We start from the raw sequence: 12,637 nt of genomic DNA, 5'->3' as shown, positions 1-12,637 counted from the left end.
GCGAGAAGAGGCCAACCAATGCCCAGCGAAAAGACCCAGAACCTCCAGGACGCGTTCCTCAACCATGTCCGCAAGCAGAAAGTGCCGGTCACGATCTTCCTCGTGAACGGCGTCAAGCTGCAGGGCGTGATCACCTGGTTCGACAATTTCTGCCTGCTGCTGCGGCGCGACGCGCAATCGCAGCTCGTCTACAAGCATGCCATCTCGACCATCATGCCGGGTGCTCCGATCCAGCTGTTCGATCCTGAGCACACCAGCGAGGACTGAGACAAAACTTGAGTGATGACTTCGACGACGAGGCCGCCCGCAAGGGCGGCCCTCAGGCATTCATAGACCAGCGTGCTGCCCCGACCCGCGTCGGCCTTGTCATACCCGACGTCCGCGGCCGCGCCGCTACCCACAGCATCGAGGCCCGCAAGGCCGAGTTCGAGGGCCTGGCCAGCGCCATCCGTGTCGAGATCGTATTCTCCGAGATCGCCAAGGTGCGCGAGATCAAGCCCGCCACCTTCATCGGCGGCGGCCATGTCGAGGAGATCGCCAAGCGGGTGAAGGAGGAGGAGATCGAGCTCCTGCTCGTCGACACCGCCTTGCACCCGATCCAGCAGCGCAACCTCGAGAAGGAAACCGGCACCAAGGTGCTGGACCGCACCGGGCTGATCCTCGAGATTTTTGGCGAGCGCGCCGCCACCCGTGAGGGTGTGCTGCAGGTCGAGCTCGCCCACCTCAACTACCAGAAGAGCCGGCTGGTCCGCAGTTGGACCCACCTCGAGCGCCAGCGCGGCTCGGGCGGTTTCGGCTTCATGGGCGGCCCGGGCGAAACCCAGCTGGAAAGCGATCGCCGCCAGCTGCAGGACCGCATCAAGATGCTCGAAGAGCGCATCGAGAAGGTGCGCCAGACCCGTGGCCAGCAGAAGGGGCGGCGCGACGCCGTGCCGTTCCAGGTGGTGGCGCTGGTGGGTTACACCAATGCCGGCAAGTCGAGCATATTCAACGCGCTGACCGGGGCAGGGGTGTTCGCCCAGGACCTGCTGTTTGCGACCCTCGATACCACCGTGCGCAAGATCGGCCTGCCGCACGGCCGCGAGGTGATGCTGTCGGACACGGTGGGGTTCGTCTCCGACCTGCCCACCGACCTGATCGCCGCCTTCCGCGCCACGCTGGAAGAGGTGCTGGAAGCCCATGTGATCCTGCATGTCCGCGACGTCGCCAACCCCGACCACGCGGCGCAGGCGCAGGACGTGCTGAAGGTGCTGGAGGAGCTCGGCATGTCGGCCGAGACCACCCCGATCATCGAGGTCTGGAACAAGGTGGATCTCCTCGAGCGCGACGCCGACGGCACCTATCCGGCGCTGGCGACGCTGTCTCCGCTCGGCAAGGTGGCTGCATCGGTGCCGGTGTCGGCGCAGACGGGAGAGGGGCTGGATAAGCTACTCGATACCATCGAGAAGGTGCTGGCCGGGCAGGGGCGCACCTACCGAGTGCTGGTGCCGCATACCGCCGGCGCCGATGTCGGCTGGCTCTACGGCCACGCCGAGATCATCGGCAAGGACGAGCCAGACGAGAACGGCCAGGTCTATGAGGTCCGGGTCGAAGCCCGGCACAAGAACGCCTTCACCGAACGCTTCGCCGGCCGCATCGAAGGCTCGGACGCCGCCTGAGCGCTCCCTGGTAGGCATCCCAGGTAGAACGAAGAGCGACCCTCAGCAGCGCTCGTTGAAAAGTTGGCTGCTGCCCGGATGACTGGACGTCTAGGCGCTCAGTTCCGGGACAGCTTTGCCCACTTCCGGAGCCGGCGCCGGGCGTTTTCGTAAGGCGACGAGGTGTTGAACTGGATCATGCGCCCCATGGTCCATTTCCCATGCCAGGGACGGCCATACAGATCGTCGTCGTTGCGCAGTGCGATCATCGATACGATGCGGTCTTTCGCGGCGCTCAGGCGATCCACGAGGGCGGGGTACGGGATCGCTTCATAGTCACGGTAGAACTTCTGTGCCAGGCGGCCCAGTTCGTTCCACCGGAAACCGGATTCCGGAAAGTCGATCGGCTCGCCGGCTGTGTCGCGGTCGAGCCACTTCAGGACCAGCTCATTCCACCCGACGAGATAAGCCGTGAGGTTGGCCACGCTCATCTGCGTGTCCTTGGCATGGCCTTCCATGCTGCATTCACCGGCCAAGGCCGGTGGGATGCCGCGCAGTTCCTTCAGCAGCTTGTCGAAGCTCCCGTTGATTGCGGTCACCAGCTCGACCTTGTCGCTTGGGATCGCCATGCGCTTTCCATCCTCACGCCTGAAGGTGCTGGCGCGTCAGGCCGTCCATTAGTGCGACGAGCCTCAGCGGCACGAAGATCAGCAGGCTGTCGCCTGGCCGCTCCGGCGCCTAACCGCGCTCCCTGGTCCTGATCTCATTCCAGTAGCCGTCCAGGCGTTCGAGGCCGGCTTCCGCCAGCGGCACGGCGTCTTCGCCGGCGCGGGTTTCGACGTAGCGGAAGCGGCGGTCGAACTTGACGTTGGCGTCGCGCAGCGCGGATTCGCCCTCGACACCGAGCTTGCGAGCGAGGTTGGCGGCGGCGAACAGCAGGTCACCCAGTTCCTCGTGGATCTCGGCGGCGTTGCCGGCTTCCGCCGCGGCAGCGACTTCGTCGAGTTCCTCGCGAACCTTGGCCAACGTCTGTCGCCAATCCGGCCAGTCGAACTGCACTGAAGCGGCTCGTCGGCTGAGCTTTTCTGCACGGGCCAGCGCGGGCAGGGCGTGCGGCACGTCGTCGAGAATGGACGAGGGGACCTGTCTGCGCTCAGCCTTCTTCGCCCGTTCGTCGGCCTTCACCTCGTCCCACTTGGCTTTTGCGCCCCCGGCGTTGCGGGCCGCTTCCTCGCCGAACACATGAGGATGCCGGCGTATCAGCTTCTCGGTAATAGAAAAAACCACGTCGCCGATATCGAACAGGCCTTTCTCTGACGCCATCTGGGCGTGGTAGACCGGCTGCAGCAGCAGGTCGCCCAGCTCCTCGCGGAGGTCGGCATAATCCTCGCGCTCGATGGCGTCGGCGACCTCGTAGGCTTCCTCGATGGTGTAGTGGCGGATGCTGGCGAAATCCTGCTCCAGGTCCCACGGACAGCCGCCATCCGGGTTACGGAGGGCGGCCATGATCTCGATGAGGCGGGAAATATCGCGCGACGGCTGCATGGCGGGTCTCAGGTGATGTCGAAACTGACGGCGTGGTTGCCGAGGCGGCCGACCACGTGGCCGGCGCCGGTAATCGGCACGAGGCCGCAGAGCGAGCCGGTTGTGACCACCGTACCGGCCTTCAGCGGGAATGCCGGGTTCTGGTTCTTGGCGTAGGCGATGAACGAGTTGAGCACGGTGCCGAACGAGTGCTTGGCCGGCGCCGACCAGATCTCTTTGCCGGCGAACTCCAGGTGCACGTCGTAATTGCCGATCTCGGCGCCGGCGTCGCGATGCGAGGGGTCGATCACATAGCCAAAGGCCGAGGCGTTGTCGGCAAGCCCACCATAGACACCGGCCAGCGAGCGATCGGCATAGCGCGTGCCGCAGACCTCGATGCCGACGAAGTAATGGCTGATCGCCTCGATGATGTCGATCTCGTCGCGGTTGGCGGCCTCGGTGCTGAGGTCGCTAGCCAGCACCAGGCCGACTTCGACCTCGAGCCCGGTGAGCGTCGGCGACGACAGCTGGAACGCACCGCTGTTGCCGACGCGCGAGCGGTAGATCGGCGCACAGGCGCCAAGCCCATCCGGCATAACGAGCGTCTTGAGCAGCGCCGGAGCTTCACCGAGCGCCGCCATCGTTGCGGACTGGATGCTGAGGGCGGCAGCGCGATCGAGCGCCGCATAGGGGACAGCATCGACATCATGCCGGCCGGCACGCTGGGCCTCGATAAGCTGCTGGGTGAGGTCGGCTTCGGTCGGCATTTTGCTATTCCTCCATTCGCATAAGATATATTATGGAACTATCGCATTGACCCAATGGCTCAGCCGGTGGCCTTAGCGGCTCTATCCCAGTACCGCCGTTGCAGTGATCTCGATCCTCAGCCCCTTGGCCAGAAGTTCCTTGACCACCACTGTGGCACGGATCGGGTACGGCTTGGTGTTGAAGAACTCGGCATACACACGGTTCATGCCCGGCGCGTCGGCGCTGTCGACGAGGAAGATCTGCACCTGGACGATGTTGGTGAGCTCGCCGCCGGCGGCGTTGATCGCCTGCCTGAGGTTCATCAGCGCCTGGCGCGTCTGCACCTCGATGTCGCCCTCGGTGATCTTGCCGGTCTTCGGATCCTCGGCCAGCACCACCAGCCAGACATGATTGCCGGCACGGACACAGTCGTTGATTGGGCCGCTGGATGGCGCGATGCCGGTATCGATGACTTCAATCATTGGCGGCTCCGTAGCGTCGTACGACGATGATGGCGCAGCTAGCGAGGGCTGATGATCTCGCCGGCGGTGATGTCGATCTGTAGGCCGTCAAACGCCGGCCGGACGTGCTCCGGCGTCATGGCGTCGGTCTGGACATAGTCGAGATCGATATGGAGGTTGGTCAGCACGGCGTGGCGCGGCTTCAGGTCTTCGACCAGCTCGAGCGCTTCGGACAGGCTCAGGTGGCTCGGATGTGGCGCCGGCCGCAAGGCATCGAGCACCCAGGTGTCGAGCCCGCTGACGGCCTCGCGCGAGACCTCCGGGATGCCGCTGAGATCGCACGAATACGCAAAGCCCCGTACCCGAAAGCCCAGCGAATAGATATCGCCATGGTCCTGACGGAACGGCAGGATGGTGATCGAGCCGCCCGGCCCGTCCACCGTCAGCGGCTTACCGGCTTCGATCAGGTGCTGGTTGAGGATCGGCGGATAGCCCGAGCCCGGCGGCGCCGTGAAGCAGTACGCAAAGCTCGGCACGATCCGGTTGGCGGCCTCGGCGCTGAAATAGACGTCGACGCGCTTGCGATTGTTCAGCGCCAGCACCCGAAGGTCATCGATGCCGTGCGTGTGGTCGGCATGCTCGTGCGTGTAAAGCACTGCTTCGACCCGATCGACCTCGGCCCGCAGCAGCTGTTCGCGCAAGTCGCAGCCGGTGTCGACGATGATGCGGGTCGGCTCGTCCGAGCCGGCCGAGAAGCCTTCGATCAGCAGCGAACAGCGGCTGCGGCGATTCCTGGGGTTATCGGGATCGCAGACGCCCCAGTGGCCGCCGATGCGTGGCACGCCACCGGACGAGCCACATCCCATGATCGTCGCTACAATATGTTGTGCTTCAGGCATTACGCCTTAGCCTTTGAGAATAAACGGAAAAAACTGTCGGTTGTTTCGGCGCCCAGTTGCTCGAGGCTGATGCCGCGGACCTCGGCTACCTTGGCGGCGGTATGGGCGACATAACTCGGCTCGTTGGTGCCGCCGCGATGCGGTACCGGAGCCAGATACGGCGCATCTGTTTCAACCAGATAACGGTCGGCTGGGACGAACTTCGCGACCTCGCGGATTTCCTCGGCATTCTTGAAGGTGATGATGCCGGAGAACGAGATGTAGCCGCCGAGCTCCAGGGCCTTGCGGGCCAGATCGGCGCCGGCGGTGAAGCAATGGAGCACGAAAGGGAAGGCCCCCTGCCCCATTTCATCGCTCAGCACCGCCGCCATATGAACGTCAGCCGAGCGGGAATGGATGACCAGCGGCAGGCCCGTGAGGCGCGACGCGGCGATGTGCCGGCGCAGCCCGGTCTCCTGCGCCTCCTTGGGCGCGTTGTCGTAGAAATAATCGAGCCCGGCTTCGCCGATGGCGACGCATTTGGGGTGCGCGCTCAGCCGGACCAGATCCTCGGTGAAGATGTCGAGCTCTTCGTCGGCGTGATGCGGATGAGTCCCGACCGAGCACCAGACTTCGGCATGCGCTTCGGCAATCGCCTTGATCTCGTCGAAGCGCTTCACCCGGGTCGAGATGGTGACCATGCCATCGATCCCCGCCGCCTTGGCACGCGCCAGCACACCGGCGCGATCGGCGGCGAGCTCGGGGAAATCGAGGTGGCAGTGCGAGTCGATCAGCATGGCCTATGCCGTCTTTGGGTGCTCGAACTTCTTGAACACCGGTTCGGGCGGCGGCAAGACCGTGCCTGCGGGAACGCCGGACGCGCTGAGCGCATGGCTCAACAGGCGCTGGTCGGCCGGTACCGCCAGCGCATCGAGAAACTTCGCGGCCGAGCCCGGGACGAACGCTTGCGCTGCGATGGCAGCGCGACGGACGATATCGGCGGTGGTCGCGAGGATCGTGCCCATGCGCGGCAGGTCGGCCTTCAGCCCCCAGGGCGCCTGGTCGGCGAAATAGAGGTTGGCAGCGTTGAGCAGCGTCGTCAGCTCGCCGGCCGCTTCGTGGATCTGCTGCGTCTTCATGGCGAGGTCCATCTTGCCGATGGCAGCGATGGCCGTGCCGACGATGGCGCGCTCGGCCTCGGTCGGCTGCGCCTCGGGCAGCGCCCCGCCAAAGTTCTTCTGGATCATCGACAGCGAGCGCTGTGCCAGGTTGCCGAAATTGTTGGCGAGGTCGGAGTTGTTGCGGTTGATGAACTTCTCGCGGCCCCAGTCGCCGTCCTGACCGAAGCTGACTTCGCGCAGGCAGTACCAGCGCACCGGATCGGTGCCGTAGAGGTCGAGCTGCTCGTGTGGGTCGACGATGTTGCCGACCGACTTCGACATCTTCTTGCCTTCCGAGGTCAGAAAGCCGTGCGCGAAGACGCGGTGCGGCACCTCGATGCCGGCGCTCATCAGGAAGGCCGGCCAGTAGACGGTGTGGAAGCGGATGATGTCCTTGCCGATCACGTGCAGGTTCGCCGGCCAGAACTTCTTGAACTGCTCGGAGGCGCCATCGGGAAAGCCGACGCCGGTAATGTAGTTGGTAAGCGCATCGACCCAGACATACATCACATGGCCGGAGGCGCCAGGCACCGGGATGCCCCAGTCGAAGGTGGTGCGGCTGATCGAGACGTCGCGCAGGCCCGCCTTCACGAACGAGACGATTTCGTTGCGCCGCTCTTCCGGCGCGATGAAATCCGGGCGGTCGGTGTAGAGCTGCAGCAAGCGATCCTGATAGGCGGAGAGACGGAAGAAATAGCTGTCTTCCTCGACCCACTTCACCTCGGCGCCGGTCGGCGCGAACTTCTTGCCGTCCTCGCCGTCGGTCAGCTCTTCCTCGTCGAAATAGGCTTCGTCGCGGACCGAGTACCAGCCCTTGTAGGTCGATTGGTAGATGTCGCCATTATTGCTGGCGGCCATCCGGCGCCAGATTTCCTGGCTCGACTCGTAATGGCGCGGCTCGGTGGTGCGGATGAAATCGTCGTTGGAGACGTCGAGGCGCGCCGCCAGCTCCTTGAAGCGTGCCGCGTTGCGGTCGGCCAGCTCGCGGGCGGTGATGCCTTCTGCTGCCGCCGTCTGCACCATCTTGATGCCGTGCTCGTCGGTGCCGGTAAGGAAGTAGGTTTCCTTGCCCGAGAGCCGCGCCCAGCGGGCGATGGCATCGGTCGCGATCATCTCGTAGGCGTGCCCGATATGCGGTGCGCCGTTGGGATAGGCAATGGCGGTGGTGACGTAGAACGTGTCGGTCATGGTGTCGGCTGGACGCTCAGGAGCTGGTGTTTCCGGATCGCATCGAAAAGCGCGACCAAGGTCTGCCGCATGTCGAGGTTGTATTCATCGGCATCGGCGAGTGAAGTTCGCGCCTTCTCCCATAGCTCGTTGGCTGAGGCAAGGCGAACCCGGTCGCCCGCATTTGCTGCGGCTTTGGCGGCATCGGCCAACCAGTCATTGAGTATGTCGCGGGCGAAGCGCAGTTCGGCGGAGTCGCGATCGGCGCCGAGCGCGTCGGCCAGCGCGATCCGGGCCGCCGATGGCGCGCCGGCGGGGTCGGCGAGCCACGCCTGCAGCAGCTGCAGGGCGCCCCCCTCCCCCAGCAGCAGCGCCTCGAAGCCGCGGCGCGGACGCCCGCCGGCGAGCGATACGGCGCGATCGATGGCGAGCGGCTGGCCGCCGACCTGGTCCAGTACGGTGCGCACGTCGCTGTCGGCGATCGGCCGCAGTGCCACCTGGAAGCAGCGCGACTTGATGGTGGGAAGCAGCGACCCCGGCCGGTGCGAGACCAGCAGGAACGTCGTGTCGGCCGGCGGCTCCTCGAGGATCTTCAAGAGCGCGTTGGCCGACGAGGTGTTGCAGTCGTCGATCGGATCGACAATGGCGATGCGGTGCCCGGCGCGGCCGCGGGTCATCCGCATCTCCTCGATGAAGCGGCGGACCTCCTCGACACGGATGGCGGTGTAGTAGCCCTTGCCGGTGTCGCGTACCGATTTGCGCATCACGAACAGGTTCGGATAGGCGCCGGCGGCAACCTGCGCCGCGATGTGGTCGGCCGACTCATCACCGGTCTCTTCGAAGATCTTTCTGGCGAGGTCGAAGGCCAGCGTCGCCTTGCCGATGCCGCGCGGGCCGTGAATCAGGATGCCGCCGGGGAGCCGCCCCGCATCGAGCCGGTCGAGCAACGTGGCGCGCGCCGCATCGTGACCGGAAACGCCGGTCTGGAACTCGGGCAGCGGGACGCCTTCGAGCTGGTCGGGTTCGCGTTCAGGATAGTCCAATTCAGTCGGCCTTTGCCTCGAGCTCGGGGAAGCGCCGGATCAGCGTATCCCAGATCTCCTGTTCCAGCGCATCCTCCGATTGGCCGGCGGGCAACACGACGCAGCGCTCCGGGTTGGCCTTGCCGATGGCAAGGAAAGCCTGCCTCAGGCGGCGGTGCCACTCGAGATCTTCCTTCTCGAAACGGTCGCCGGTTTCGGCCAGCGCCTTCTCGATCTCGCGATTGTTGACCCGCGCGAAGGCGATGGCGGGATCCATATCGAGGATGAAGGTGATGTCAGGCTGATGCCCGTCGAGCGCCAGCGTCTCGAGCCCGCGGATCAGCTTGTCGTCGACGCCGCCGGTAAGGCCCTGATAGGCCCGGGTCGAATCGTGGAAGCGGTCGGAGATCACCCATTTGCCACTGTTGAGGCTGGGAGCGATGAGCGAACTGACATGATCATAGCGGGCCGCGGCGAACAGCACCGCCTCGGCGCCGGCGCCCCAGCTCTCGGACCGCCCTTGCAGGATGAAGGCCCGGACGGCTTCTGCCTTGGGCGTGCCGCCGGGCTCGCGGGTGCGGACGGCTTCGATATCCATGCGGTTCAGCCGCACCAGCAGGCGCTTGACCTGCGTCGACTTGCCGACGCCCTCGCCGCCCTCAAAGGTGATGAAACGGGCGGCGGGTTTCGCCGGCACATCGAGCATTCGTCAGATTCCCCGCGTTGTGACTCTCGTATTACCCGCGATGTCATCCCAGCGAAAGCTGGGCGCTGGCAGCTTGGTCCCTTCTCCCCTGAGGGGAGAAGGTGGCGCGAAGCGCCGGTTGAGGGGTGAAGCGGCGCAACGAGTGCTCGCTGAGAAGCTAAGCCCCTCACCTTAGTTCCGCTACGGACCTTCCGGTCCTAGCTGCTCTGCCCTCTCCCCTCAGGGGAGAGGGGAAGACCCGAACGGTCTCTGGCGGGCCGTCAGAGCCAGCCGAGCGCTAGTTCCTTGAGCGCGTCGGTCGCCTTGCGGACGATATCGCCATCGGCGACGTCCTCGCCAGCGTAGAGCGGGGTGACCTGTACCACGGCGCCGTTGCACATGACATTGAGCTGGGCCAGTTGATCGCCCTTCTGCACAGGCGGGCGGATCGGCGCCTTGTAGGTGACGGTGGCCTGCGGGCAGTTCTGCGCGCCTTTGGGCAGGAACAGGTCGATGCTCCCCTTGCCGACCAGCGACACCTGCCCGGCGCTGCCGCCGTAAACATCGGCATGTGAGATCGCGGTACCCTCCGGAAGCACCGGGATCAACTCGAAGCCGCGGGTGCCCCAGGTGACGAGCTTGCGCGCCTCTTCGGTCCGCTCGGTCATAGACTTGAGCCCATGCAGCACAGCGATCAGCCGGCGACCGGTTGCAGCGGTCGAGACCACCTCACCATAGCCGGCGGCCTCAGTGTGCCCGGTCTTCAGGCCATCGACGCCGATGCCGATTTCGAGCAGCGAGTTGCGGTTCATCTGGCGGATCTTGTTCCAGGTGAACTCCTTCTCCGAGAAGATCGGGTAGTACTCGGGGAACTGCGCGATGATGAAGCGGGCAATGGTCGCGAGGTCGCGCGCGGTCGAGAACTGCGCCGGATCGGGCAAGCCCGTGGCGTTGACGAAGTTCGAGCCGCTCAGCCCGATCTCCTTGCCCAGCTGGTTCATCATCTGCGCGAAGCTGAGTTCGCTGCCGGCGATGCCCTCGGCCAGCGCGATGGCCGCATCATTGCCGGACTGGATGATCACCGAGCGGACCAGATCCATCACCGGGATTTTCGAGTTCAGCTCGGCAAACATGGTCGAACCGCCCGAAGAGGCGCCGCCGTCGCGCCAGGCATGCTCGGAAATGAAGAACTCGTCGGTCGGCTGGAGCTTTTTCGACTGCAACTGGTCGAACACCACGGCCAGCGTCATCAGCTTGGCCATGCTGGCGGGCTCTAGCTGCTCGTCACCCGCCTTGTTGAAGAGGATCGTGCCGGACTCGTAGTCCATCAGCACGGCGAACGGCGCCTTGGTGTCGAAATCCTGCGCGTGTGCGGAAGCCGCCCAGCAGACGGTGAATAGAGCGACCAGCAGTTTCAGGCCAAAATTCCGCAATCTCAACCCCGATCGCGGTCAATGCTCGACCGCTCTCAAACTAATAGAGCACCAGGTCCTTGAGTCCAAGTTGCCTGGCGAGCGACATCACATCATCCCGCGCCACGCCCGGCTTAAGATGAGTGAGTGTCAGGCGTGTGGCATCGGCGCCGGGGATGCGCACCGCATCCTCGTCGACCGCGCCCAGCATGGCGAACTGCAACGCCACGTCGTCGGCCCTCGTGGCATCGGGAAACACGCCGAGCTCCAGCTTGATGGCGCGCTTGTCTTCATCGACCGTCTCCACCCAGGATTCGAGCGAACCCGAGCGGGTGGCCATGGCGTTGGCGGCGGCGTGAGCGCCGGTAATGGCCTCGTCGGCCGCGCTGCTGTCGACATAGCCGAACATGTCGATGATGCCGCCGATGAGGTTGGGGCGCTCTTCGTTCATGGCGAGGCGCGTCGTGCCCTGCTCCATGCGCGTCGGCTTGTCGACGCTGGCGAGCAGCATGCGGGTGTCGTCGCCATTGAGCGGCGCCGGGCCGATATACTGCACTTGGATATTGCCGACACCATTACCCGCATAGCCGAGGATTTCGGCGGTGCGGTAGCTGAGGTCCATCACCCGGCCATGTAGGTACGGGCCGCGATCGTTGACGCGGCAGACGATCGAGCGGCCGTTGTCGACATTGGTGACGCGGACATAGCTCGGAAGCGGCAGCACCGGACTGGCGCAGGAAATGGCGTTGGCCGAGAAGATCTCGCCATTGGCGGTGCGCCGGCCATGGAAGTCGTTGCCGTACCATGAGGCGCCGCCGGAGGCGACGTAGCCGATCGGGTTCTCGATCGGCTCATAGACTTCGCCCCGCACCGTATAGGGCTTGCCGACCAGGTAGCGGCCGCCGCCCTTGGGCGGGTTCTTGGCATTGGTGACGCGCGGACTGACGGCGACGCCGAACTCCTTGGAGCTGAAGGCGGCGCGCTTGATATGCGGCACCCCTCCCCCGTCGCTGCTGCAGGCCGCCACAACCGGCGCCAGGAGCACAGCAAGAGCAAGCAGCCGGGCGGCCGCGCGAAGGTCGCGAGAAAACACTGCCAAAACCAGATCAACCCATCGAGAGATTTCCGCACCATACCGAAAGCCGTGCGGGGATGATCGCATCGAAGCGCAACGTGGTTGCAGCCGGGTTAATTTGCTTCAAATGCCAGCTATTTAGCCGCCCATTCCAAGAGTTCTGCGGTAACGGTGGCGTGCTGCTCGACCAGCGCCATGTGCCCTGCCCTGGGGACCACGACGAGCCTGGCGTCGGCAATCCCGGCGGCCATCTCGCGAGCAGCCTCGGGAACGGTGATCGCGTCCTTGTCACCGACCAGCACCAGCGTCGGCACATCGATGGTACCGAGCTCCGGACGGGAGTCGGGCCGACCGATGATGGCAGTCTGCTGCCGGATATAGGTTTCGCCGCCATTCGTGGTGGCCATGCGCACATGCAGCGCCTTGAGCCCAGCGTCGCCGACGTGGTCGGGATGGACCGCGTTCGGGAAGGATTGCGCGACGGCGAGGTTGAACTTCCCCTGCTCCGTCAACGCGATTGCTGCGCGCCGTTTCTCGATCGCCTCAGGAGTATCCGGCCGTGCCGAGGTGTCGAGCAGCGCCAGCCTCAGCACCCGCCCCCTCGCCTGTCGGAGAATTTCGAACGCCAGGTAGCCGCCCATCGAGAAGCCGACGAGAGCGAACTGCGGCGGGGCATCGCGAAGGATCGATGCTGCAATCTGCTGCATCGAACTGCCCTCAGTGTGGTTGGCGATGGTCACCGGCCCGAACTGCCACAGTGCCGGCACCTGATGGGCATAGATTTCGGCGGTGCAGTTGAGACCGGGAACGAGGAGGATCGGCATTGTCATGAGACGGAAAGTCCTGATCGATTGTTCCGGTTCCGCCGG

The 12,637-nt window shown here is 64.9% G+C and carries 14 protein-coding genes; 2 read left to right on the top strand and 12 right to left on the bottom strand.

Translation table 11 applies throughout. From position 1 onward, the window contains the following. Positions 1-18 precede the first annotated feature (18 nt). Positions 19-267: an RNA chaperone Hfq gene (gene hfq / locus AC1ROK_RS24240; protein WP_291307913.1), complete on the top strand. Its 249-nt coding sequence runs from the start codon at positions 19-21 to the stop codon at positions 265-267. A gap of 8 nt (positions 268-275) precedes the next feature. Beyond that, positions 276-1,658, top strand: coding sequence for a GTPase HflX (gene hflX, locus AC1ROK_RS24235; protein WP_492851729.1), 1,383 nt, complete (start codon positions 276-278; stop codon positions 1,656-1,658). Between the two features lie 98 nt (positions 1,659-1,756). Here the strand turns inward: hflX and AC1ROK_RS24230 are convergent, their stop codons facing one another. The 12 genes from AC1ROK_RS24230 to AC1ROK_RS24175 all read right to left on the bottom strand — a co-directional run bounded on the left by AC1ROK_RS24230 (position 1,757) and on the right by AC1ROK_RS24175 (position 12,598). Continuing rightward, positions 1,757-2,266 (bottom strand): ClbS/DfsB family four-helix bundle protein, encoded by a 510-nt coding sequence (locus tag AC1ROK_RS24230; RefSeq protein WP_492851727.1) that lies wholly within the window; start codon positions 2,264-2,266, stop codon positions 1,757-1,759. A gap of 109 nt (positions 2,267-2,375) precedes the next feature. Further along, on the bottom strand, positions 2,376-3,182 hold the full coding sequence (gene mazG / locus AC1ROK_RS24225) for a nucleoside triphosphate pyrophosphohydrolase (RefSeq protein ID WP_492851725.1): 807 nt from the start codon (positions 3,180-3,182) through the stop codon (positions 2,376-2,378). Between the two features lie 8 nt (positions 3,183-3,190). Further along, complete coding sequence (locus AC1ROK_RS24220) at positions 3,191-3,928, bottom strand: hypothetical protein (RefSeq protein ID WP_492851723.1); 738 nt, start codon at positions 3,926-3,928, stop codon at positions 3,191-3,193. 81 nt (positions 3,929-4,009) lie between these two features. Beyond that, the gene (locus tag AC1ROK_RS24215) at positions 4,010-4,390 is read right to left on the bottom strand and encodes a RidA family protein (protein WP_492851721.1); all 381 of its coding nucleotides are present in this window, start codon (positions 4,388-4,390) and stop codon (positions 4,010-4,012) included. 38 nt (positions 4,391-4,428) lie between these two features. Beyond that, the gene (locus AC1ROK_RS24210) at positions 4,429-5,268 is read right to left on the bottom strand and encodes an MBL fold metallo-hydrolase (RefSeq protein ID WP_492851719.1); all 840 of its coding nucleotides are present in this window, start codon (positions 5,266-5,268) and stop codon (positions 4,429-4,431) included. Continuing rightward, positions 5,268-6,044 (bottom strand): TatD family hydrolase, encoded by a 777-nt coding sequence (locus AC1ROK_RS24205; RefSeq protein ID WP_492851717.1) that lies wholly within the window; start codon positions 6,042-6,044, stop codon positions 5,268-5,270. Before AC1ROK_RS24205 ends, AC1ROK_RS24210 begins: the two co-directional genes overlap by 1 nt. A gap of 3 nt (positions 6,045-6,047) precedes the next feature. After that, positions 6,048-7,595: a methionine--tRNA ligase gene (metG, locus tag AC1ROK_RS24200; protein WP_492851715.1), complete on the bottom strand. Its 1,548-nt coding sequence runs from the start codon at positions 7,593-7,595 to the stop codon at positions 6,048-6,050. Beyond that, on the bottom strand, positions 7,592-8,617 hold the full coding sequence (locus AC1ROK_RS24195) for a DNA polymerase III delta subunit-related protein (RefSeq protein WP_492851713.1): 1,026 nt from the start codon (positions 8,615-8,617) through the stop codon (positions 7,592-7,594). Before AC1ROK_RS24195 ends, metG begins: the two co-directional genes overlap by 4 nt. A gap of 1 nt (position 8,618) precedes the next feature. Continuing rightward, positions 8,619-9,302 (bottom strand): dTMP kinase, encoded by a 684-nt coding sequence (gene tmk, locus AC1ROK_RS24190; protein WP_492851711.1) that lies wholly within the window; start codon positions 9,300-9,302, stop codon positions 8,619-8,621. 260 nt (positions 9,303-9,562) lie between these two features. Beyond that, the gene (locus AC1ROK_RS24185; protein WP_492851709.1) at positions 9,563-10,714 is read right to left on the bottom strand and encodes a D-alanyl-D-alanine carboxypeptidase family protein; all 1,152 of its coding nucleotides are present in this window, start codon (positions 10,712-10,714) and stop codon (positions 9,563-9,565) included. Positions 10,715-10,754: 40 nt separating this feature from the next. Further along, positions 10,755-11,690 carry a septal ring lytic transglycosylase RlpA family protein gene (locus tag AC1ROK_RS24180; protein ID WP_492851707.1) on the bottom strand — a complete coding sequence of 312 codons (936 nt, stop codon included), beginning with the start codon at positions 11,688-11,690 and terminating at the stop codon, positions 10,755-10,757. Positions 11,691-11,902: 212 nt separating this feature from the next. Beyond that, positions 11,903-12,598, bottom strand: coding sequence for an alpha/beta fold hydrolase (locus AC1ROK_RS24175; protein WP_492851705.1), 696 nt, complete (start codon positions 12,596-12,598; stop codon positions 11,903-11,905). Positions 12,599-12,637: the final 39 nt, after the last annotated feature.

This window comes from Devosia sp. GW821-FHT12F11, assembly GCF_058806655.1.
The sequence above is the reverse complement of the archived record's forward strand: the minus strand, read 5'-3'. Positions and strand labels throughout refer to the sequence as shown.